This is a genomic window from Neobacillus sp. DY30, assembly GCF_030123065.1.
Lineage (GTDB): Bacteria > Bacillota > Bacilli > Bacillales > Cytobacillaceae > Neobacillus.
The window spans coordinates 3026643-3049614 of the sequence record NZ_CP126093.1 but is presented as its reverse complement, the minus strand read 5'-3'; the positions used below and the strand labels follow the sequence as shown (position 1 = coordinate 3049614).

Here is a 22972-nt window from a genome sequence, read left to right as displayed (position 1 = left end):
ATTAGTTAGTTTGATATTGTTTAATAACTTGATTTACCATTTGTGCGATTACATTTGCGTCAACTTCGCCTTTAGGATTAACTTGTTTTAATACTTGGTCAACGATAAACTCAACGTCTTTCGCATCATTTGTTTGACTATTTTCAAGTGATGGTTTCGGGATTGAGGCCTCTCTAATTCCATAGGCCATTCTCTTAGTATTGATGAGATGACGGGCTGTCACATTATCTGATGTTATATTTCCTCCAAATGAACCACAGCCCAGTGTCAGCGATGGCTTTAATCCTGTTGTTGCTCCAACTGCTCCAATCGACGAAAGGGTATTGACCATGAGTCTTGATACAGGCATTTCAAGCGCAAAGTCTTTTGCAACTTTTTCATCATTCGTATGAAGCGACAGACTATGTCCTCTTCCACCAAGATTGAGAAGCTTTAGACAGTAATCCTTTGCCTCCTCATAACTATCCGCTGTATATAAAGCAAAGATTGGCGAGAGTTTTTCAATCGAAAATGGAACCTCTTTCCCTACTCTTGATTCCTCTGCGATTAATACCCTCGTATCGGATGGAACAGTAATTCCTGCCATTGCCGCAATCTTAAGGGCACTTTGGCCCACAATATCCGGGTTTAATTTACCAGGTGCAGGAGAGATAACTTTTTCAAGGATTTTCTTCTCTTCAGCATTTAAAATGTACGCCCCGTTATTCTTTAGTTCCCGGATGGTAACTTGTAAGATATTACGATCGACAACAAGTGATTGCTCTGTTGCACAAATTGTCCCATTATCAAATGATTTACTATCAATAATCATCGATACTGACTTAGCAATATTGGCACTTTTTTCTATATAGCAAGGGACATTCCCCGGTCCTACACCAAATGCCGGTTTACCAGAGCTATAGGCTGCACGGACTAAGGCGCCTCCGCCGGTTGCTAAAATAAGATTCACATCACGGTGCTTCATTAATTCGTTTGTTGCAGCCATCGACGGCTTGGAAATCCAGCCGATGAGACCTTCCGGCGCGCCCGCTTCAATCGCAGCCTGTTCACAGATTTTTAGTGCTTCTATCGTACATTTGGCAGCGCGTGGATGCGGGCTGACGACGATGGCATTTCTTGTTTTTAAAGAAATTAATGTTTTAAAAATAGCTGTTGATGTTGGGTTTGTTGTTGGGATGATCCCCGCAACCACTCCATAGGGATAGGCAACCTCGGTTACCTTATTAACACGATCCTCATGAATAATCCCAACTGTCTTTTCATTCATAATGGATTCATAAACAGCCATGGAACCGACGTCATTTTTTATTTTTTTATGCTCCACAATACCCATGCCTGTTTCTTCTACTGCCATTTTGGCAAGTTCAAGAGATTTAGCATATGCCGCATGTGCGGCGCGCTTAACAATTTCATCTACTTGTTCCTGTGTGTAGGTCAAGTATTTCAATTGCGCCTCCTTTGCGAGCTTGACAGCGTCACGCATTTCTTGGATGGATTGGAGATCCTGATCAAATTGCACCATTACACACTCCCTCATTCAGTGAATCAATATTTAATTGGTTTATCAGCGATATCTAGGATCGCCTCCCGGAATGCATCTGCTGCCGCTTGGCACGCAGATTGACTTCCTGTCAAAAGACCACCGCCAAAGTTGGTTTCAGATGGCGGACCGAAAAATTTGACTAATTTTACATCTGCGGCTTTTAAAGCCGCATCTAAGCCATATACAGCTTCTAATGGAGGAGCTATTAAATATGCCAATGGTTCGCCTATTCTAATTCCTGCCTCAGAAGATAAATAGGAACCAGTGCTTGAAACGACATGCGCATATAATGCATGTGTTTTTTCATTATTTAGTGCTTCGAAATAGGCAGCTGATTCAGCTGTTTGTTGAACAGCATCCATCCCGCTTTGAACTTCATCTGGTGATGGTCCAGCAATAATTCCAATCATTTCTCCCGATAATGGACCGGAGGCGTTTCCTGAACCAGAGTAAAAGGACTTCGCATACACCACTTCAACATCTGACCGTTTCGTTGCTTCATCAAGGGCTGTGTAGCCAATATCATCAACGGTTGAGGTAAAGATGGCCAGACTTCGATGATACGGCTTTAGGTTAAACTGTTTTGCCAAATCAGGGTCAACATTTGGAATCACGCGAACTGCTAATATATCAGCGTAAATACGTTCTAAAGCCAAACTTATTACCCCCTAGCTTTCCTTTTGAACAAGCGAAACTCCGCTAGCTTTATATTTTAATATTTTTTGAATGACAGTCCCAATATACGCACCAGCCTCAACAGGAGGAATCCCGCCTTTATGGATATTCGAAATGACCATTCGGTCTGCTTCAATCGTCCCTCTTCTTGGCATATAGCATAAATAGGCACTAAGGGATTCAGCACTAACAAGACCCGGTCGTTCACCAATTAACAAAACTACTACCTTCGGCTGAAGCAATTCACCGACATCATCCATGACGGCAACACGGCCTTTTTCAATATAAAATGGCGTTCCGACATCGATACCTAGGCTTTGCAGTGATTGCTGGAGAGATAAATAGACATCCTCTGCATTCTCTTCGATCGCACTGGAGCTCAGCCCATCGGAAATAATAATTTGTACAGTTGGTTCTTTACGGCACTTTTCACTGATTAATTGCTTTGTCTCATCTGACAGCTTTCGTCCATAATCTGGGCGCCTAATGTATACTTCTTTATCGCTCACCCTCGTGCTTACTTTAAAGAGACCAAGACGATTTAAAAGTTCTTCCTTTACATCTCCATATACTGCGTCTACTGCAGCCGCATGGTCAAAACGGAATTTTAACCATGTGTCGGTTTTCGGACGCAGACCCGCTCTCCCGACCCCAATCCGTGACGGTGTTTTCGCAATAAGCTCTTGCAGCTCTTCAGGATTAGCTGGATTTTCAATTTGTGAAGAAGTCAGCACAACACTTTCAGTGAAGTCATGCTTTGAATTGGCTGTCCGATAATCACCAAAATGTATCAGTCCCGCGGTATCCTTTTCTTTCACGTTAGATTCAGTTATTGGTGAATGATTCGTATTTTTGGGATTTCCATTTGACGTATGATCCCAAAATTTAACGACCGAACTAGGTACGTCGCTTCCTGTCACGTGTGTTTCAGATTCATTTCCAGATTGTAATTTTTCAACAATTAGCTTTGTTACTTTTTCTATAAGCTCAGGATTCATCTTCTTCAACTCCTATCGGGAAAAAATGGTTGGATCCCCAGCAATCTTACTCAGTTTGCCATTTTCAAGGATTCCCATTTTCTCGAGCCATTCACTAAAAATTGGTGATGGACGCTTATTCAATGTTTGTCTTAAGGTAGCGACATCATGATAGCTCATCGATTGGTAATTTAACATGCAGTCATCACCCATTGGCGTTGCGATGATGAAATTAACACCAGCAGCCGTTAGTAGTACACCCAAATCTTCAATGTCGTTTTGGTCTGCTTTAATATGGTTCGTATAACAAATATCAACACCCATCGGAATACCATGCATTTTCCCCATGAAATGATCCTCTAAGCCAGCCCGAATAACCTGCTTGCTGTTATACAAGTACTCAGGTCCAATAAATCCAACAACGGTATTAACGATGTATGGATCATAATAGCGGGCAAAGCCGTAATTTCTTGATTCCAATGTCATTTGATCAATCCCATAATGAGCTTCTGCTGATAACTCGGAACCTTGGCCTGTCTCAAAATACAAACCCTGTGGCCCAGTTCCTGTCCCTAAGGTCTTTGCCATATGATTGGCTTCCTCTAGTAAAGTGGCCGAAATACCAAACGAATGATTCGCTGCTTCTGTTCCAGCAATACTTTGGAAAATCATGTCTGCTGGCGCCCCTTGCTCAATAGCCCTCATTTGTGTGGTAACGTGGGCAAGGACACAGTTTTGAGTAGGAATTTCCCACTCCTTTATAAAATTATGGGTGGCATGGAGCAAACGCTTAACACTTTCAACTGAATCGTCGACTGGGTTAATTCCAATCACTGCATCACCGATACCATACGACAATCCCTCCTTTAGGGAAGCGATCATTCCTTCGACATTGTCCGTCGGGTGGTTAGGCTGTAAACGTGAGGCGAGTGTTCCTTTATAACCAATGGTAATATTACATTTTGTTAAAATTTCGATTTTACTTGCAGCGTGAATGAGGTCAAGGTTTGACATCAGTTTAGCCACTGCCGCGATTATTTCACTGCTTAGTCCACGGCTAAGTCTTTTTAGTTCCTCACCTGTTGTCAAATCGTTCAAAATATATTCACGCAGCTCGGCTACGGACCAATTTTTGATAGATTGATAGACAGGTTCGTTGATTTGACCTTCAATAATCCGTGATACTTCATCCTCTTCGGGAGAAAGTAATGGGTTTTCACGTATATCCGAAAGCGTTAAATGACTAAGCACTAATTTAGCAGCAATCCGTTCTTGTACGGTTTCAGCTGCTAAACCCGCTAAACGGTCTCCAGATTTTTCTTCGTTTGCTTTCGCAAATAGATCCTTTAAGGAAGCAAATTGATAAACGGTTCCTAAGTAATTCGTTTGCAGCTTCAAGGAAAAATCCTCCTTTCCTAATGATGAAACGTTAATGTTTTAATAACAACTGGCACCACACTTGTTTGCAGCAGGTGTCCAATATCGATATAATCTCCATTTTCCACCCGAATTTGATCGATGCAGATAATGTTTTGCTTCGGATTTTGGACTTTAATGGTTTGACCAAGAACCTTTGCATGATCGCTCTCCAAAACAATCACTAACGGCTGTTCGCCATTCGGTTTTACTTTCACAGATTCCAAGATTGCTGCGGCTAATTGTTGAATATCACGAAAACCTAAATACGGGATTTCGGTTAAAAACAAGGCAAAGTTTTGTCCTTCCCGCTGTGAGTCATATACGTCTACGGCGTGTTGTACGGCTGCAGGGAGTTTCTTTAAGCCCTCCTGCAAATCATGACCAAAAGGAACCTGATAAACAGGTAAATTGCGTAGAGGTAATTGACTGCTATCCACTTGTATGGTTGCCCCGCTGATTTCCGTTGTTTGTGTGCCTGCTCCAAGTACGGTAGCACGTACGGTTTCATCTGGTTTGACCCATGTCCACTGAGACAATTCCTTGCTTTCCCTAAGAGATGCCGCAAGAATTTCCCCGATATCATCATATTGCGCGGTTACAGGGGAACCATTTTCATATCTATAAAGGCATTCACTAACTCCGCCAGAAAACATAATTTCATCAATATTTTCCCGCCAATTCGGTGCGTGACCTAAAAGTAACGGTTTATCCGTTTTGAGCAGTTGCCTATTTAACATCCTTGCAATAACAGCTGACATATATTCAGTCAGGCCTTTTATGATTGAATCTTTTCGCTGATTGCCTTCTTTCACTTGTACCCGCCACTGTTGAAACAATTCCCTTACCGGCGGCGAGATACTAGTAATCTTTGAACCCGCGAATTCTATCAGCCTTCCGCCAATATGCAAGGTACAGGTCCCGAGTAGTTTTCCTGATTTATAAACAGCAACATTGGCGGTTCCCCCGCCAATATCGATATTGGCAATCACCTTCCCTGACTTCTTTGAATATTCAAAGGCACCCGAACCTTTAGCCGCTATAATACCCTCAAGATCGGGTCCGGCAGTCGCGACGAGAAAGTCTCCTGCATGATTGGACAAATGATGGACCATTTCCTGGGCATTTTGTTTTGTTGCTGTCTCACCAGTGATAATGACAGCTCCTGTTTTTATTGTCTTTGGCTTTATCCCAGCCTTTAAATATTCTCTCTGAACCAAAGATTCTACCTCACTACTATTAATGGACGTCGAATACAATAATGGTGTCCGATAGATTGGGCTGCGATATAATACTTCCTTGTTAATAATCTCAATTCGCGGCATATGCATCCCGCCTGCCACATTCATGAGCGAAAACTTGCTAATTACAAGCTTTGTCGTACTAGTCCCAATATCAATACCCGCGCTAAGAATTTCCTCATGTTGAGGCTCGTATCGTTTAATGGAGATCACCTCATCTTTTAAAAACCAAAAAGGCGCCCTATACAATCCATCGGAAAAATGACAGATTGTATAAGGCGCCTTTGCCTACTATATTCACTTGTTATATTAGTATTTTAGTCTAGTAATCCTTTTTTGTAAAGGGTTTCATAAAAAAATAGCTATTTCTTCAGGGATGGTCTTTGTGTAATTCTTCATTTCCTCCATAGTGTTACATTTCACTAGATCTTTTATTTCTTGCATTCCTTGTCCAGTAAATGCCGATGACTTGACAATCGGTCCACTTGGTATCACCCTTTTTAATTGACGAACCGCTTCCTTGATATCTGCCTTTTCTGAATCACATTTCGTTACAACCCCGATTGGTAACTTCGAAATACCTGTACTAAATCCTGGAGGAAAGATTGTTTTTAGCTTTGTCGCATCCTGCATGTATAAAACGTGAGTAACTTCCAGTGCCGTTGCCATAATATTTTTGTAGAAAAACGGATTTTCCGTATACTCACCTGGTGTATCGACAAGCCAGTCAAGATAGACAAGTGCTTGGGTCTTAACCGCCGGAACTTTACTTCCAAGGAGAGCATTCGTTAAGGTTGATTTCCCAGCACCAATGGAGCCAATCAGCATCGCCCGATTTTTCTTCGTCATCGCCCTTACCCCCATTATGATTTAGTAATTTCTGCAGGTGTGTAACGTAAAACATCAGATAGAAACCGGTTAATTTCTTCCATTGCCATTTGTACCGAGGAAACGCTGCCAACAATGACCAGACTGCCTGTGAAACGGTCTAAAAAGCCAATTTGCACGTCGGCCGCTTTCGTTGCTAAATCCCCAGCGATAATAACCGTCTCACTAGGCGTCAACGTTAAGATTCCCATTGCTCCCCCCTGCGCAATTCCTAGTTTATCAAACATATCCGGATCAGGGTTGGCAATTACATGACTCAATGTCACCTGTTTTCCTGGTACAAATTCCTGTATAAATCGTTTTTTCTCTTCACTCATTTCCATTACACTACTTTCTTTTCATTTTCAAGTGCTGGTAAATACTCATCCTTACCAATGATACCAGCTTCACGGTCCTTTTTCTCTAGCTCAAGTGCTTTAGGTACTGACAACCAATAAGCAAGACCGATACCGATGACCCCAGCAGAAATTTTTCCAATCATGATTGGCAGGATTAAAGTCGGTTGAAAGTTTGCAGTAAAGGATAAATGGTCCCCTAATAAAAACGCTGCACAGACGGCAAAAGAAATATTGATCACTTTATCCTTCGGCGGCATCGTTTTAACCAATTTAAACATCGCAAGGATATTGGCAATCGTTGCAACCAATCCGGCGCTGCCTTCTTTACTTAACCCTAGCCTACGACCAAGAGCTTCTAGAGGGCCCCCCGCATACTTTTGCAATAAGTAAACCATTGGAAAGGCACCAGCAAGCATGATACCAATATACCCAGCGGTTTCTAATGCGCGGAATTGATCTGCTTTATCCGCCATGATTGGGTGGAAGCCCCAACCACCTAATACGTTGGAAAAAAGGCCTGTGAAAATTTCCACGATGGAGAAAACAAGAACAAGCTTGATACCTGCATCTAAAATTCTTCCAAACCACATAAATGCATTAATCATTACATCCGGAAGGAAATACAAGCCTACTGCAATCACAACAACAAATAGTAATAACGGGCTTAAATTCAACAATATTTGTCCATACCCTAATGCAAATTGGAATTTCGCCTCTCCGGAAGTCGAAATAAAATCACGGACTTTTGAATTTGATAGAGCAATAATTGTACTAGAAATAAGTGCTCCAATTGGAATCGTTAATACCCCTGCCATTACACCAAGGGCCATATATTTATGGTCTCGCTTATCAAGCATTGCAAGCCCCATTGGAATCGAGAAAACGATTGTCGCACCAGCCATAAAGCCAACGACCATCGCCATGATCCATCCTTCTTGCGTTTGTTTTAACACTTCAGCTAATTGGTATCCACCCATATCTGTGGCGAGTATGGCTGTCGCCGCAATTGCTGGATCCGCACCTATTGCCGCAAAAAACGGACCACAAACCTTGTCAATAAACCATGATAGATATGGAATTGAAGCCATGATCCCCGCTGCAGGCACGAAAATATGCCCAACCGCATGTAACCCTTCCATAAATTGTTTACCTAATCCGTCATCACTATTACGGATAGCGGCAACTGCCCCCATTACTGCACAAGTCATGATGATGTAAATGACTATTTTTCCTACCATCTCCATGTTTAACCCCCCTTGATTGTAAAAAAAAATATATAGTAAATGGTAAATGAGACAATCTCCACAGTGAATACGCTTCCACATTTTGCAGAAAAAGACAAAAAGGTGCCGTACGGTTCCAAAAGTCAAAACCGCAGAGCACCCTTGCCCATGTTTATTCACTTGTAAAAGATTTTAAGCATTGTTTACCAAAATAATTTGCTTCGCCACATTTTCCATTGGAACCTGCTTGTTCATACTAATTTTTCGCATTTTTCGAAAGGCGTCATCTTCTGGAAGATTATATTTCTCCATGAGGATCCCTTTTGCTTTTTCAACCATTTTTCTGTCCAACAGCTGTTTGTTCATGTTTTCTACTTGCTCCCGATAAACCTGGGTATTCTCTGCTTGTCTTAGCGCTATTTCTACTGCTGGAATCAAATTGGCTTCTGTGATCGGTTTGACAAGGTAACCCATAATATTCGCCTGCTTCGCCTTATCAATATACTCTCTTTGGCTATAAGCGGTTAAGATAAGGATTGGTGTATTCATTTTTTTCGAAATGATTTCACTTGCTTTTAAACCATTTAATTTTGGCATTTTAATATCCATTATAATTAAATCTGGCTTTAATGCAAAAGCAAGTTCTACTGCTTTTTCACCATCACCTGCTTGAGCAATTACCTCATATCCTGCATCCTCGAGCATTATTGTCACATCAAGGCGGACAATGGATTCATCCTCCACCACGATAATTCTTTTTTTCACGATAGACTCATCTCCCATTCTACGGGGAATGTAACAGTTGCCAACGTCCCCAGATCGGTTCGTTGAATCGAAAAATGTCCAGATAAATCATTCTCAACCATCATTCTGACAATATCTAATCCAAATGAAGGTTTTGACTTTGGCGAATATCCTTCCCCATTGTCGATCACTTGAACCTCAATATCATTGCCTTTTTGCTCAAATAGGACATCAATTTTACCTTCATCCATCGTTTTAAAAGCATGTTTTACACAATTTTGGATTAATTCATTTACCACCAAGGCAACTGATACTGCTTTATTTGATTTAATCTGCAGGTGCTTGCCCGTATAGGAAATTATTATTTTTTTATTTTCATGCTCAGATTCCCAAACAAGCATGTTGCCGATTTTTTCAAGCAACTTATAAATATCAACATCATCCACACTTGAATTGGACAATATGACTTCATAAACCGAGGCTATACTTGTAATGCGATTTAAGCTTTCCACAAAATGGACTTTGCTTTCCTCGGGCAGGCCTCTTCTCATTTGAAGCCGCAAAAGACTGGCAACCGTTTGCAAATTATTTTTAACACGGTGATGAATTTCACGTATTGCCACTGATTTAACAATCAATTCTTTTTCTTTCTCTCTTAGTTCAGTAATATTTTTAAAAATAACAAACATGCCTTTTGCTCTGTCATACTGACCAAGCTTTATTTTTTTTACCTGAAAAATCTTATTTAACATCTCCACTTCCTGAAACATGAGTTCTTCAGGTTCATTGAGGATCGCTTGAATTCTAGGAAAAAAAGAAACTAATGGCTGTCCTATCGATCTATCATTTTCGCCCATTTCCTGAATTAGATTAATTGCTGAAGGATTACAATAGAGTATTTTCCCCTCTTGATCGATAAAGAAGAGAGATTCTTCAATCATCTCAGGTATAATTGGACGATTTTCAGTCATACCGATAAGAATTTCACTCAATGTTTCAGTCGCTTCTGACAACGCTTCCATTTTTTGTTGATTTTGAAGCTGTTCACTACCATCCTTTTCCATTATGAGCGCACCAATTACCCGGTCATTAGCGCCATTAATTGGAACAACACTTTGATCTACCGTTTTTCCCTCTTGGGTTAATGCACGGTTTTGAAACATTGGCTTCCCAGTCCTTAATGTATAGAGAACGGAAGGCTCGAACGCTTCATAAGCAAATTTTCCCACAACAGATTTTTTATAAACGGGTTTAGCCGTTGTCGGTGCAGCCTCGGCGACGACAATCGCATGCTTTCCTTCTTTTGTTAAACAATCAACAAAAATATTTGCTTTATTCAAGTCAGCGATTAATGATAAATTTCCAACTAACTCCTGTAACAGTAAAACGTCTTCCTTCGATAGATTTGTATGTAGGTAGCATAATTCTTCCAACATGTTGTTTTTCATATGTCGAATCTCCTAATAAATGAGAAGAATATATAACATTATTATAGTGTTTATAAGAGGTTTTTGTCAATATTCCGAAAACTTTCAATCTCTTACTTTAATTGGACAAATTTGACGCCGCTTACCTTATGCTTTAAAATTTCCTCAATAAAATATCCTCCAAACCAGATTTGTAAGTTCTTTTATATATTAACCTTATATGAAACACTTCCCGTCATGGAGACAATCAAGATCACTACAAGAGCATTCCGTTACATTGGTATATTCCACTATTATGTCACTAGTGATATAGTAGCAAAAAATTACCACCCAATTAAGCCTAACAATTAACAAAGTGACAGCATATACTATTACACTGTTGATTACAGTCTATATAGGATTTTGCTAAGGTTTATATATTTTTAATATTAATAAAACAACAAAAATAGAGCGTTAAAGCCTTTGAAGCTTTAGCACTCTATTTTTACTATTATTTTATTCTCAAAAATTGAACTTTCCGGTCAAAAAGTGTTTCTATGCCAAAATCCCCTCAATTTTTTCAATAACTTCACTCGTAAGTTCCATTTCAACGGCTTTGACATTTTCTTCTACTTGGCTTGGTCTACTTGCACCAATTAGTGCGCTTGAAACATTTGGCTGACGTAAAATCCATGCTAATGCAAGGCTAGGCAGCGTGATTTCTAATTCTTTGGCAATCTTCTCTAACTGCTCTACCTTCGTAAAGGTATTCTCGTTCAACATCCCCTTCATGAAGTTGTTGATTTCTTCATTTGATGCACGGCTATCCTCTGGAATGGTATTTCCTTTATATTTTCCTGTTAAAATTCCTTGAGCGAGAGGAGAAAAGACCACCTGTCCAATCCCATGTTTTGAACTCACCGGAATAACTTCCTTTTCAATATAGCGGTTTAACATGTTATATACAGGCTGGTTTACGACAATTCGATCTAAAAGGAATTTATCCGCCACACGGACTGCCTCTTCAATCTGAGCTGCACTCCATTCACTTACACCAGCATAAAGAATCTTCCCTTGACGAATTAAATCATCGATGGCTCTCAACGTTTCTTCTACTGGCGTTTCTTGATCATAGCGGTGACAGTAAAAAATATCAACATAATCTAAGTTCATTCGCTTCAAGCTCGCATTGGCTTGTTCAATCACATGCTTCCTCGATAATCCGCGGTCATTCGGTCCTTCCCCCATTGGCCAGAACGCTTTTGTCGTAATGACATAAGATTCACGTGGATATTCCTTTAAAGCCCCAGCCATAACGCGTTCACCTTCACCACGCTCGTAAACATTGGCAGAATCAAAAAAGTTAATCCCCAGCTCATATGCTTTATGTATGGTTTTCTCAGCCGTGTTATCTTCAACCGTTTTTCCGTAGGTTAACCAGCTTCCTAAACTTATTTCACTTACCTTTAACCCACTATTCCCTAAACGTCTGTATTTCATCGACATCAACCTCCCAGAAAAATTAGAAAACGACCTTCAGATAACACTATATAAAATTCGGACTATTTTTACAATTATAAATTACTGCAGGATTTGATTTGACGTAGGTAGCGAGTAACGTACTCATTAACGATAGTAACCGCACTGCTTTCATTCAGAACTTACGCAATGAAATAAATCAGTTTAAATATGATGGTATTAATATTGACATGGAAAATTTGAAATTGACTGACCGGGATTCCTTTAGTCTGATGATAAAAAAATTATCTGATGCTTTGCACCAGGATGGAAAATTAGTTACGGTTTCAGTCCCGGCAAACACAGGTGATTCCCGTGCTAATCCCTGGTCACCGTGGTTTGATTACAAAAAGCTAGGTCAATATTCAGATGGGTTAATGATTATGACATACGATGAACACAATCCCAGAACAAAACCCGGGTCAACAGCATCAGTCGATTGGACAGAAGCAACGATTCAGTATGCTTTGAAACAGGAAGTACCACCTTCAAAAATTTTACTGGGTATCGCAGGTTATGGATGGGACTGGGATAGTACAGCAAACAAAGCCGTATATAGCTCCTATGCACAGGTAATGGATCAAAAAAATAAATATAAAGCTAAAGTTGTATGGGACTCCCGTTCGCAAACACCTCATTTCAGCTACGTAGATAAAAATCAACATAGCCACCGAGTATGGTTTGAGAATAGCCATAGTCTGGGGTTTAAGCTAAACCTTGTAGAAAAATATAACTTACGGGGAATCGGTATTTGGCGACTCGGTTTGGAAGACTCAAAGTACTGGAAGATTATACCCGAGAAAATAAAAGTAAAAAAGTGAAGGTATGGTCTTCTAAATCCTATTGGGATTGCTGCGACGATCCCCTTTTCTTAAATCAACGTCTTAAGAATATTCCCCAAAGACATTCATAATCACTGGAGAACAAGATAGAAATGCAGGAGTACCGATTTCTATACGAATTTATAGAAACCTAAAGAAGAGTATGTGACACAGTAAAAATGACAGACTTGCTATATTATTTACTAAAAGAAAAACCAGATTCGGAATCTATAAGACTCCCTGGACTCTTATCATCAAGCTTATACCAAAAAGGTGCAATGATGGTTAAACTGTTGTACTGCGAGTCAACTGTAGGTTGAGACCCTGGATACGTTCCTTCCTTTTCTGTGTAGAAACCTAAAACTTCTCGAGGAGTTTTATTCTTAATGTATTCCTCTTTTCTTTGTAACTGACTACAAGATGAAATTAGTAATATTGCCATGCTTAAAGCAATGATGGTGAATGACCGATAACCATTTTTCGCCATATTACACCTTCTTCTAAATTGTATATTTCTTAAGTTGATAAGAAATGTTGTAACTTATTCACGAATTGACTTTCCAACATAAAAGGCTCTTAAAAAAAGACCTACACAAGTTGGTTTAGCCGTTCGGTTTTAAAATACAAAAACTCAATTACATGGAAGCTTATGACCTTTATTATGATGATCTAAAAATCCAAAAAAGTGATATTGCTCCAGGGTTTGGTTCAACCGGCGGTGGGATTCAGTATGAAAATGCTATTACCAGTAGATTTATTGGAAGGATTAGGCTTAATTGAAAAAATAAAATAAGGTGTGATAACGTTTTTGTCCCTTCCCCCTGAAATCCGCCTCATTGCCGTTTAATTCTAATGTTGGCTTGATTTTTTCAGGATATGGATAATTATTTTCCCCTCCTGTTAGTTCCGTTAAGCCCAACTGTTTTTTTAGTTTTTCTTCATCAAAGCCCAGTGCTTTAATTTGTTCCTTCTCAAAACTGTCAATTCTAAAACATCATCGTAAATCCCTTCAACATTTACCTTTCCGTTTATATCATGAAGAGTAGAAAGCAGCTACACTAACAAATGGTTAGCGTTCTGAACGCCGCCGCCGAACATGCCGGAATGCAAATCGGTATTGGCCGTTTTTAGGGAAAACTCGAGAGCAGCCAGACCTCTTAAAGAATATGTAATCGTAGGAACTCCTCAATCCCACATATCCGAATCGGAAATAATCACCACATCGCACCTTTTTACTAGTTTTCTACATTTAAATAATTGTTTTATTGTGTTCCCTAGTTACTTTACCAATAAAAAGATCAATTGCCCAACCACCAGATTTAACCCACATTTTATTAAATTCTGACATTAAAGAGGTTATACTGGTCATTGTTCAAATGACAAAAAATCCCCTTCTTAAATAGAAAGGGATACTATCTGGTTATCATCTCATGGCAGATGCCGCCATTCTTATATATGTATGTCTTTTCCCTCTTACCGTAACCGAAAGGGTTTGAATATTTTCAGGTAGTGCCATACCAGAATACCCAGCATCCCCGATATGAAAAATATCTACTCCTGCTCTTTTGGAGCTTAAAGCGATGGCGCGGATGGTTTCTTCATCTGCTCCTTCTTGGCTAGTGCCAATAGCTGCAAGGGTTAATGCCCCTTTGTTTTTAACGTTTTCTACTGCATTCGCAAGAGTTTCCTCACGGACACCAGGGACTGTTCCTGGTGCGGGGAAAAGAATGACATCTGCTCCTGCTTCTGCAAAGCGAGAAAATGCATGTAAATCAAATACGCTTCCTGCCGTTCCAGCATTATGCATTTTGCCCGCTATGATGAGCCCTCCAAAATGTTTATTCGCCAATGTAATAGCATGTTCAATCTTCTCATTGGTTACCCCTGATTTTGGGTTTCCCGTTAAACAAATAAAATCACACCCCAATTGCTTTGCCATCGCTAGTGAATTTTCAGTAGCTGTACGTCCTTCCGGCATTGTATGCAATTTTTCTAAAGCATGGGCATTTGGATCAACAGGTTCAAGATTAATGCCTACCGGCAGGCCCGTTAGTTCTTTTATTTTTTGAATAATTTTTTCATCCACTTCACTGCCTATAACATTTGGCTGAAATATGCTGTATGACTCAATCCCATTTACTACAGGGTTAAAAACATCAAACAGGTTTAGTAAAATCATATCCGCTCCGAACGCCTTCATCACTTCCGGGTTGGATACCTCTGGAAGTAAGGGTTGTGATGTTACCACCGTTTCAGCCATGATTGTTCTTCCTTCTGCAGCGCGAATTGCCTGCTTTAAATCTTTCCTGTCCATTTGCCGAAAATCAGAAGCTCTACAATCTAATATCCTTTTCATCACATTCACCTCTTTTATTTATTTCTTCATTCTGCTAGTCTTCCAAAAGTTTATGAAAAAAACTTACTGTGCGGTTAAAGATGTATTGGCTTGGTGAGTGAGATACTACCTTTTCACAAATAAGATGAATATTGATAGCCTTTTAATACTTGTTTAAGTCTATGATTAATCTTTTCCTTGCTTATGTTTCTTTCCTTTTGATGATTGGACAATGCTTTTATGTCCTCATGTTCTGGATCGTTTACATCTTCCATAATCCGCAGATATTCCTTATAGCCCCCTTCTCCTCCTACATCTTCAGGAGGTCTCTCTCCGATTCCCTCAACAAATATGGCACGAAACTCATTTGATTTTACCACTTTTTCCAATGTGATCGTATGTTCCCAGGAATCTCCAAAATCGTATTCATATAGTACTTCACTATTGGTTGGAAAAATTTCTTCAAGGGCAACAAATCGATCCTGAAGAATGTCAAATGCATCAAAATCCAAATATTCCATCGTCTCGGGGTCGTCATCCATGACCATTTTAAGGTTCTTCCTTTCCGATCTTTCTACAACAAATTCATATAAATGACCGTTATGCCAATCAAAAACGGTTTGAATAATATTATGTAGATGTCTGAAGGAAAAAGTAGAAGGCACTAGAACCCGCCGCCCAATTTCATGACCCTCTAGATTGATTTTTATTTTCAGTTGATACAGGTCAATATCGAGAACATCCTCTACAACTTCATGACCTTCCTGATCAAAAATTAGGCTGAGGCATTTGAGCGTTTTTTCAATTGGATAAAACCCTGGATCGTGTCCAGATAATTGTTTAAATCTACCGGTTATAACGCTAATATATCGCTGAATTCTTGTCTTTTCATCTAAATATTCTTGCATGATTTCAATTTCACGTAACGCATTATTCATCTTTCCAACGATGCTTCTACTAGCCGTTTTTGAAAATGTAATTTCACCCGCTTTTTCTATATATACTTCTATGATTTCTTTACGAACACCTTCCATTCGTAAAGCAGTAATGATGGCCTCACGAATTAATTTATATATTGGAAAGATCCCTTTTACTTGGTCTGTAAATCACAATCGAATACCTTGTTTCGTTATTCATCAAAACAATCTTTTTCTATCACTAACTTGGTGTGAAATTTGCAATGAATTAAGCAGTAATTTAGACATTATTAAAGAGCGCCTTTTCGAAAGGTGCTTTGTTTGTTTATTTATTGGCTTTATAACAATTTATAAAGGTAATATTCATTTACAAATTCCCCATTAATTTTTAACGATTGGATTCTTTCTCCTTCTAAAACGAACCCCATCTTCCTATATAGGTTGAATGCCTTATTATTATTTTTAATAACTGTAAGCCCTAATCTTGAAATTCCAACTTCCTTTGCCCATTCAGAGACTTTGTTGAATATCTTAGTCGAAATGTCTTGTCCTCGATAGTCTTCGAGAACTCCCAAAACAATATTTGCGGAATGTCGATTTCTAGTTAAATTGCTTCCTATTACTGCAATAAATCCGACAAGGTTGTTTTCAATTTCTGCAACAAAGAAGATTGAGTTTGGTTCGGACAAAATTCTTTCAATTGATATTCTTTGTTGTTCAACAGTTGTTTGGCGTTCTCCAGGTTCAAACAGCATAAATCCAGACTCATCAATTCTCTTGCTCAGTTCCAAAAATTTTTCGGCATCTCTAACTTCAATAGGTCTTATTATCATTTTTCTCTTCCCCTTTCTTTAAAAATTTTACTATATCTTTCTATATTCCAAAGGAAATTAACGGAAAATAATTGTTTTACTCAATATTGACATTTATTTTAGCAATATTTTTGAAACCAATTTTAGCGTACTTATAGAAAGTATGACATCAGCTATTGTCATTCTACTAATTCATGTGCTAATTTGTTTACTAATTTTTATGTCACAAAAGTAAAAGGTCCAAATCATATGCGACTTGAACCTAAAATTGATACGCTAATTAACTTTTTGTACTCATAATCCGAACCCGGCAAGAATTTAAGATATGGGTTATTTATATTGGCAACAGGTCTAGTCCCTGAAATATCTTTGTTCTGATTGTTTCAGGATTCGTAATTTCCATTAACGGAATTTCTCTTGAAACTACTTTTTGTATTCCCCAATATCTTTTTTGTGATTTTTCTAGTGGCTCACTTGTCCAAAGACCATTCTCTTCATTGATAGTAAACAAATTATTGTACCTAAAGGGACCATAGAATATCCAGTGATCTTAAATCGATGGCATTTTTGTCCATTTTGAATAATCATAGGTGTATCTTGTTAGTGAGATTGTGGATATGTTTTTTATGTATTAGGAATTTTAATATTAACTCTTGGTATTTCTTTCACAATACTATCAGACCTTGGAACGTCACCTTTTGATGCAGTTTTGGTAGGGCTGTCCAAAAATGTGGGGCTAACGGTAGGTAGTTGGGAAATCATTCTAGCTTTTATATTGATCGGTTGTAATTCATTGTTAAACAGACAAAGACCTAAAGTTTTGGGGTTGTTAACTGCCTTTATAACTGGTATTGGTATTGATATGTGGCTGTTCTTTTTGAACTATTTGATAACACCTGAACTATGGTACAGTAAAATGGTTTGTTTTGGAATCGGTTCTGTTTTTATAGGATTAGGAACAGCAACCTATTTACACACCAACTTTGCACCGATGCCAATTGACCGCTTAACGTTGATCATACAAAAATTAACTAGAACCAATATATTTTTTTCAAGAACATTGATTTACGTTGTATTCTTGATACTGGCATTGATTTTAAATGGCCCCATCGGCGTTGGCACTTTATTAACCGTTTGTTTAGGGGGCTAATATTGAATTACTTTATGCCAGTTACTGAAAAAGTATTAGATAAGGTATTAACACACTCAAGTACATCACCACATTATGATAAAGATAAAAACCATTCAATATAGGATGGTTTTTTGTTGTTCTGATTCCACTAACTGCCAGTTTAGTTTAACCAGAAAAAATGACCGCCGCAGCGATCACATCATCCTTAACAAAAGCACCCGTTACTTTAAGTGTAATCCTTCACAAAACTTATCAAAACACTTCGTTAATTTATTCAAATTACCATATTGAAGCCTATAGAAAACGTTTTTTGTTCCAACATTGAATGATCTATTTATAAGAGGAACCCCATTGATTTGAAAAGTGGGGTTTCTCGACAAGCTGAAAAGGATAGATGATGATCATCTATCCTTATGCTACGTTAATATTATTATTTTCTACTGAGACAGTGATCGTAGTTACGTTTTCGCTATTAATAATAAAAGAAGTGATTTTATCTTCAATTTTCTCTTGAATGACGCGTCGAAGTGGACGAGCACCAAACACATTGCTATATCCTAATTCGGCAATCTTTTCTTTTGCTTCCTTATCGATTTCAATGGAAATCCCTTGTTCCTCTAATGTTTCTTTAAGCTCCGCCATCATAATCTCGATAATTTCCACAAGGTTCTCTTTTTGTAGGTGGTTAAACTCAATAATCGAATCAATACGGTTTAAGAATTCAAGCTTAAAGTGATTTCCGATTTTATCGACAATATTTGACTCTGCTCCTTGCTGTTCATCGCTGCCAAAACCAATTGGCCCTAAAGTTTTGTTTCCAACACCTGCGTTTGAAGTCATGATGATAATCGTTTCCGTAAAGCTTACAACTCTTCCTTGGCTATCTGTTAACCTGCCATCTTCCATGATTTGAAGGAATACATTCATCACATCTGGGTGTGCTTTTTCGATTTCATCCAGCAGAATTATGGAATAAGGGTTTCGGCGAACTTGTTCCGTTAACTGACCTGCGTCTTCATGTCCGACATAGCCAGGAGGTGAACCAATGAGCTTAGAGACAGAATGTTTTTCCATAAATTCACTCATATCTAGGCGAATCATCGCATCTTTACTGCCGAATAATTCGGCGGCAAGAGTTTTCGTCAATTCGGTTTTACCTGTACCTGTTGGACCTAAGAATAAAAATGAAGCGGTTGGACGTGTTTTCGGTTTTAACCCAACACTTGCCCTTAAGATTGCATTGGCTACTTTTTCAATAGCTTCATCCTGACCAATAATTTTACTTGCTAGTCTCTCTTTCAAGTCTTTCATTTTTTGTTGCTCTGCTTTTTGTAGCTTTTGTACAGGGATTCCAGTACTTTTTTCAATAATCTCTTGGACCATTTCTACGGTAATATCTCTTGTTACATTATCTGAGTTTTCTGATAATAATTGCTTTATTTCTCTCTCTTCATCACGAAGAATCACCGCTTTTTCGTAGTGCTCTAATTTCGTGGCTTGTTGTTTTTCTTCAGCAATTTCTTTTAAGCGCTGTTTTAAATAGTTAACATCTAGCTCTCCATGAGCAAGGTTTACTATTGCACCGGCCTCATCCATTAAATCGATGGCCTTATCTGGTAAGAATCTATTTTGAATATAGCGTTTTGATAGTGTCACACATGCTTTTAGGACATCATCTGAATATGTTACATCGTGATATTTTTCATATGCTGGCCGAATTCCTTTTAAAATTTCAAACGCCTCATTCACAGACGGCTCTTTAACCATCACCGATTGGAAGCGACGCTCAAGTGCAGGATCTTTTTCAATCATGCGATATTCTTTCATCGTTGTTGCGCCAACAATTTGAATATCACCGCGAGCTAACGCTGGTTTTAATATATTCCCTGCATCCATTGAACCGTCAGACGTACCTCCAGCACCAACCATCATGTGCAGTTCATCAATAAACAAAATGACGTTTTTACGTTGTTGTAATTCAGCAATAAGTTTTTTCATTTTTTCTTCAAATTGTCCTCTGTAGGATGTACCTGCTACAAGTGAACTGATGTCTAGCAAATATACTTCTTTCGTTTTTAGTTTCGCCGGTACTTTGCCTTTTACGATTTGAAGGGCAAGGCCTTCAACGATCGCTGTTTTCCCAACACCAGCCTCACCGATTAAGACCGGATTATTTTTTGTACGACGGTTTAATATTTGAAGGATACGTTCAATTTCTTGATCCCTACCGATCACGCCATCAATTCGCCCTTCTTTTGCTTCATTCGTCAAGTTCCGTCCATGTTGATCAAGAAAGCTATTTTTTTTTCGTTTCTTTGGCTTGGTTAAATGGACATTTTTGTTTTGCTCAGGCTGGCTGCCATCTGTGTCCAACAGATTGAACATTTGGTTGTCAAGTTGAATGGAGCCGTTTTCCAATTTTTGTTTTGCGATATCATAGCATTCCGCACACAAACTTATTTGGCTTTGACCGTGATTAAATGAGAAGTTTAACTGATAACTCGCTGACGATGTTTGACAGTTTTGACAAATCATAATTCCACCCTCCTTTTTACTTTGACTATCTTTGACTATGAATATATGAAAAAGGAGCCACTTCTACCTGTAGGCCCGGTGAACTTTTTATTAAGTTTCTTCTATTATATTTTACTTCTTTTAACATTTCTACAGGTAATGGTTGGGTATATACCCAACCTAGTAAACGTTTACTCCACCATACTGTTGTAACCATAAGAATAATGTAATTGTCAGTCTATTTTGCCCAGGTCTCTCTTTTACTGAGCCTTTATTGTAGAGTAGAGAACTGATTTCAATGAGATAGCTTACGCTATCCTCATTTAATTTCAGCTCCCCCTCATCAAACCGTACGTGAAGTTTTCCCTCATACGGCTTTCCGATGTTCTTCTTTCTTGTGCTTTACGGTTAATTCCGTGCTAGCTTTACGATTAAATAATTTACTTCATCCTGAATAGTCTTTAAGTTACCATGTTTTCTTCTGTTGTTCTTTTTCTTATTGTAAAAGAGTGTGAGCCTTTCAAGCACATACCAGTCAATCTGATTTAGCCACTTAAATGCGATTGGTGAAATCTTGTAATAGTTCTTATACCCTTGCAGTATTCTATTTAATCCTTTTACCAATTCCTTAATGTCTAAATATAACTTGGTTCTTGGCTCTGTAAATGCCTTTATCTTTGCTCTCATCTTTTTCATGGCATTCTTCTTCGGAATATGAGCCATAGCGTAAAAGGGTCTTCCCCCTTTATTATGTACTTCGAATTTACGATTGTGGAAACCTAGGAAATCGAACCCCTCTTTATTATCAAACAAGTGGACTAGTCTTGATTTGTCCCGATTAATAGTCAAGTCTAGCTTTTTCATAATAGCCTGTAATACTTGTATACTCTCAATCGCTTGTTGTTTTGTTCTTGTTAATATTACAAGATCATCTGCATAACGAACTAGTTCTCCTAGGTGATGGAATTTCTTTAACCAGAGCTTGTCCAATGTATTTAGATAAATATTCGCTAGTAAAGGAGAAATCACTCCTCCTTGTGGTGTCCCCGTTAGGGGATTTCTAACATTACCTTCCTCCATTATCCCAGCACGTAGCCATTTTCGAATTAACTTTAGGATTCTGCGGTCATTGATTTTCTGTTCTATTAATTTTAACAACTTTTCTTGGTTTATGTTGTCAAAATACCCTTGAATATCAACGTCCACTACCCATGAACTTCTTTTGCTTGCCTCTCTTATGCTAGCCATTGCTTGGTGTGCATTTCTTTTTGGGCGAAAACCAAAAGAACATTCTTGAAAATCAGCTTCAAATATCGGTTCAATAACCAACTTTGTTGCCATTTGTACCACTCTATCTTTTATAGTCGGAATCCCTAATGGTCTCTTCTTTCCATTTTCTTTTGGAATATACGTTCTTAGTACAGGGCTTGGATTATATTTATTCTCTTTTAGCTGAGTATACAGCTCATTTAAGAATTTTCTTTCCCCGTAGTTAGTAACGATTTCTTCAATCGTTTGTCCGTCTACTCCTCCACTACCTCTCTTTCTTTTTACACGCTTCCAGGCTTCTAGTAATATATCAGGTCGATAAACTTTATCATATAAAGCATGAAACTTACGTTTCGGATTCTCCTTGGCACATAGATATAGTGTTTTCCAAAGTTCTTGAGCTTTTACATCGGTGTAGTTAGCTAATTTCATAGCATTCACTTACTCTTACCTCCTTTAAACACATGAACAAAGTAGAGGTCCTTCCCTACATCATGTTGTGTTGTCATGATAATCATTGGTACTATGACCTCCTCCGACTCCCTCTTTACAGTCCACCATTTCGCAATTGCTTATAGGCTTTCTCTTTCCTTAACCGTAAGGGTAAAGTAGGGTCTCCCCAGTTCCGAAACTTACTTTCTTTACATGTCGTTCCCCATACCCCGAGAGATTCTTGAGTGTTGTTCCAAGTTCTACACACCTTCCATGGTCTTCGCCCTTTGTCGCAAGGCTCGACTTCTCCTTGTCCTGTTTCCAGGTTGCTCTTGACGAGGCGGCAGGATTCACTTTATGTTACAACCTGTAAAGTTGCTGGCACAGGGCTTCAACCTTAGGATTACTCCACCAGCTGCCTGTCAGCTACTAGGCGACTTGGTTCTTACCTAGACTGGACTTCCACCAGTTAGCAATTAACGGCTTGCCTGGGCACGCCAACAAAAAAGAGCATTTCTCCCTCTTTAAGAAATGCTTCCGTTTGCTTAGCAAGAATAGTATTCTTTATTTTTAGAAATAACCTCAATCATTCGCTGGAGTAGATCCTAGTGTCTTTAAATCTGGTAAGTTTTCTGCCACCAAAAACGCTATCACTAAAAGAGGATCTAGTAGACTTATACACGCCTTGTATATGGCTGTTCGTTGTGCCATTTGTGATTGTCGTAAAAAGAAAACAACTAATGAAATCATACCCCGCAATAAATTAGCAGT

General features: G+C 38.8%; 19 protein-coding genes and 2 pseudogenes. 3 read left to right on the top strand and 18 right to left on the bottom strand.

Annotated elements, in window-relative coordinates; all coding sequences use genetic code 11:
• Nucleotide 1: 1 nt before the first annotated feature.
• From QNH29_RS14690 to QNH29_RS14640, 11 genes are all read right to left on the bottom strand, one after another.
• Entirely contained in the window at nucleotides 2-1522 is a 1521-nt protein-coding gene (locus tag QNH29_RS14690; RefSeq protein ID WP_283865478.1) for an acetaldehyde dehydrogenase (acetylating), read from the bottom strand.
• Nucleotides 1523-1545: 23 nt separating this feature from the next.
• A complete protein-coding gene (gene eutL / locus QNH29_RS14685) occupies nucleotides 1546-2199 on the bottom strand; it encodes an ethanolamine utilization microcompartment protein EutL (RefSeq protein ID WP_283865477.1) in 654 nt (217 codons plus the stop codon).
• A gap of 12 nt (nucleotides 2200-2211) precedes the next feature.
• Nucleotides 2212-3216 (bottom strand): ethanolamine ammonia-lyase subunit EutC, encoded by a 1005-nt coding sequence (eutC, locus tag QNH29_RS14680; protein WP_283865476.1) that lies wholly within the window; start codon nucleotides 3214-3216, stop codon nucleotides 2212-2214.
• Nucleotides 3217-3228: 12 nt separating this feature from the next.
• Nucleotides 3229-4593, bottom strand: coding sequence for an ethanolamine ammonia-lyase subunit EutB (locus QNH29_RS14675; protein WP_283865475.1), 1365 nt, complete (start codon nucleotides 4591-4593; stop codon nucleotides 3229-3231).
• A 17-nt stretch (nucleotides 4594-4610) separates the two neighbouring features.
• A complete protein-coding gene (locus QNH29_RS14670) occupies nucleotides 4611-6056 on the bottom strand; it encodes an ethanolamine ammonia-lyase reactivating factor EutA (protein WP_283865642.1) in 1446 nt (481 codons plus the stop codon).
• A 144-nt stretch (nucleotides 6057-6200) separates the two neighbouring features.
• A complete protein-coding gene (locus tag QNH29_RS14665) occupies nucleotides 6201-6701 on the bottom strand; it encodes a EutP/PduV family microcompartment system protein (RefSeq protein WP_283865474.1) in 501 nt (166 codons plus the stop codon).
• A 14-nt stretch (nucleotides 6702-6715) separates the two neighbouring features.
• Complete coding sequence (gene eutS / locus QNH29_RS14660; RefSeq protein ID WP_283865641.1) at nucleotides 6716-7057, bottom strand: ethanolamine utilization microcompartment protein EutS; 342 nt, start codon at nucleotides 7055-7057, stop codon at nucleotides 6716-6718.
• Between the two features lie 5 nt (nucleotides 7058-7062).
• A complete protein-coding gene (eutH, locus tag QNH29_RS14655; protein ID WP_283865473.1) occupies nucleotides 7063-8322 on the bottom strand; it encodes an ethanolamine utilization protein EutH in 1260 nt (419 codons plus the stop codon).
• 171 nt (nucleotides 8323-8493) lie between these two features.
• Nucleotides 8494-9066 carry an ANTAR domain-containing response regulator gene (locus tag QNH29_RS14650; protein ID WP_283865472.1) on the bottom strand — a complete coding sequence of 191 codons (573 nt, stop codon included), beginning with the start codon at nucleotides 9064-9066 and terminating at the stop codon, nucleotides 8494-8496.
• Entirely contained in the window at nucleotides 9063-10493 is a 1431-nt protein-coding gene (locus tag QNH29_RS14645; RefSeq protein ID WP_283865471.1) for a sensor histidine kinase, read from the bottom strand. Before QNH29_RS14645 ends, QNH29_RS14650 begins: the two co-directional genes overlap by 4 nt.
• Before the next feature lie 513 nt (nucleotides 10494-11006).
• Nucleotides 11007-11951: an aldo/keto reductase family protein gene (locus tag QNH29_RS14640; RefSeq protein WP_283865470.1), complete on the bottom strand. Its 945-nt coding sequence runs from the start codon at nucleotides 11949-11951 to the stop codon at nucleotides 11007-11009.
• 125 nt (nucleotides 11952-12076) lie between these two features.
• Here QNH29_RS14640 and QNH29_RS14635 point away from each other — a divergent pair, with 125 nt between their 5' ends.
• Complete coding sequence (locus QNH29_RS14635; RefSeq protein ID WP_283865640.1) at nucleotides 12077-12790, top strand: glycosyl hydrolase family 18 protein; 714 nt, start codon at nucleotides 12077-12079, stop codon at nucleotides 12788-12790.
• A 196-nt stretch (nucleotides 12791-12986) separates the two neighbouring features.
• Here the strand turns inward: QNH29_RS14635 and QNH29_RS14630 are convergent, their stop codons facing one another.
• The 5 genes from QNH29_RS14630 to QNH29_RS14615 all read right to left on the bottom strand — a co-directional run bounded on the left by QNH29_RS14630 (nucleotide 12987) and on the right by QNH29_RS14615 (nucleotide 16875).
• Nucleotides 12987-13277 carry a hypothetical protein gene (locus QNH29_RS14630; RefSeq protein ID WP_283865469.1) on the bottom strand — a complete coding sequence of 97 codons (291 nt, stop codon included), beginning with the start codon at nucleotides 13275-13277 and terminating at the stop codon, nucleotides 12987-12989.
• A 762-nt stretch (nucleotides 13278-14039) separates the two neighbouring features.
• Complete coding sequence (locus tag QNH29_RS30435; RefSeq protein WP_481858835.1) at nucleotides 14040-14120, bottom strand: hypothetical protein; 81 nt, start codon at nucleotides 14118-14120, stop codon at nucleotides 14040-14042.
• A gap of 93 nt (nucleotides 14121-14213) precedes the next feature.
• Nucleotides 14214-15146: a DUF7916 family protein gene (locus QNH29_RS14625; protein WP_283865468.1), complete on the bottom strand. Its 933-nt coding sequence runs from the start codon at nucleotides 15144-15146 to the stop codon at nucleotides 14214-14216.
• Nucleotides 15147-15259: 113 nt separating this feature from the next.
• On the bottom strand, nucleotides 15260-16189 hold the full coding sequence (locus QNH29_RS14620) for a plasmid pRiA4b ORF-3 family protein (protein WP_481858834.1): 930 nt from the start codon (nucleotides 16187-16189) through the stop codon (nucleotides 15260-15262).
• A gap of 191 nt (nucleotides 16190-16380) precedes the next feature.
• Nucleotides 16381-16875: a GNAT family N-acetyltransferase gene (locus QNH29_RS14615; RefSeq protein ID WP_283865466.1), complete on the bottom strand. Its 495-nt coding sequence runs from the start codon at nucleotides 16873-16875 to the stop codon at nucleotides 16381-16383.
• A gap of 616 nt (nucleotides 16876-17491) precedes the next feature.
• Here QNH29_RS14615 and QNH29_RS14610 point away from each other — a divergent pair.
• Nucleotides 17492-18108, top strand: a pseudogene (locus QNH29_RS14610) (YczE/YyaS/YitT family protein).
• A 289-nt stretch (nucleotides 18109-18397) separates the two neighbouring features.
• Here the strand turns inward: QNH29_RS14610 and QNH29_RS14605 are convergent.
• Both QNH29_RS14605 and ltrA read right to left on the bottom strand, forming a co-directional pair.
• Nucleotides 18398-20521 carry an ATP-dependent Clp protease ATP-binding subunit gene (locus QNH29_RS14605; RefSeq protein WP_283865465.1) on the bottom strand — a complete coding sequence of 708 codons (2124 nt, stop codon included), beginning with the start codon at nucleotides 20519-20521 and terminating at the stop codon, nucleotides 18398-18400.
• A 387-nt stretch (nucleotides 20522-20908) separates the two neighbouring features.
• Nucleotides 20909-22201 carry a group II intron reverse transcriptase/maturase gene (gene ltrA / locus QNH29_RS14600; RefSeq protein WP_283865585.1) on the bottom strand — a complete coding sequence of 431 codons (1293 nt, stop codon included), beginning with the start codon at nucleotides 22199-22201 and terminating at the stop codon, nucleotides 20909-20911.
• A 586-nt stretch (nucleotides 22202-22787) separates the two neighbouring features.
• Between ltrA and QNH29_RS14595 the strand changes: the two are divergent.
• Nucleotides 22788-22964, top strand: a pseudogene (locus tag QNH29_RS14595) (transposase); the annotation flags it as partial.
• Nucleotides 22965-22972: the final 8 nt, after the last annotated feature.

Bases quoted from the DNA above. Each gene is read 5' to 3' on its own strand.
- eutS (WP_283865641.1), bottom strand. From the start codon at position 7,057: ATGAGTGAAGAGAAAAAACGATTTATACAGGAATTTGTACCAGGAAAA.
- eutC (WP_283865476.1), bottom strand. From the start codon at position 3,216: ATGAATCCTGAGCTTATAGAAAAAGTAACAAAGCTAATTGTTGAAAAA.
- QNH29_RS14630 (WP_283865469.1), bottom strand. From the start codon at position 13,277: ATGGCGAAAAATGGTTATCGGTCATTCACCATCATTGCTTTAAGCATG.
- QNH29_RS14690 (WP_283865478.1), bottom strand. From the start codon at position 1,522: ATGGTGCAATTTGATCAGGATCTCCAATCCATCCAAGAAATGCGTGAC.
- QNH29_RS14615 (WP_283865466.1), bottom strand. From the start codon at position 16,875: ATGATAATAAGACCTATTGAAGTTAGAGATGCCGAAAAATTTTTGGAA.
- ltrA (WP_283865585.1), bottom strand. From the start codon at position 22,201: ATGAAATTAGCTAACTACACCGATGTAAAAGCTCAAGAACTTTGGAAA.
- QNH29_RS14645 (WP_283865471.1), bottom strand. From the start codon at position 10,493: ATGAAAAACAACATGTTGGAAGAATTATGCTACCTACATACAAATCTA.
- QNH29_RS14605 (WP_283865465.1), bottom strand. From the start codon at position 20,521: ATGATTTGTCAAAACTGTCAAACATCGTCAGCGAGTTATCAGTTAAAC.
- QNH29_RS14665 (WP_283865474.1), bottom strand. From the start codon at position 6,701: ATGACGAAGAAAAATCGGGCGATGCTGATTGGCTCCATTGGTGCTGGG.
- QNH29_RS14640 (WP_283865470.1), bottom strand. From the start codon at position 11,951: ATGAAATACAGACGTTTAGGGAATAGTGGGTTAAAGGTAAGTGAAATA.
- eutH (WP_283865473.1), bottom strand. From the start codon at position 8,322: ATGGAGATGGTAGGAAAAATAGTCATTTACATCATCATGACTTGTGCA.
- QNH29_RS30435 (WP_481858835.1), bottom strand. From the start codon at position 14,120: ATGTGGGTTAAATCTGGTGGTTGGGCAATTGATCTTTTTATTGGTAAA.
- QNH29_RS14625 (WP_283865468.1), bottom strand. From the start codon at position 15,146: ATGAAAAGGATATTAGATTGTAGAGCTTCTGATTTTCGGCAAATGGAC.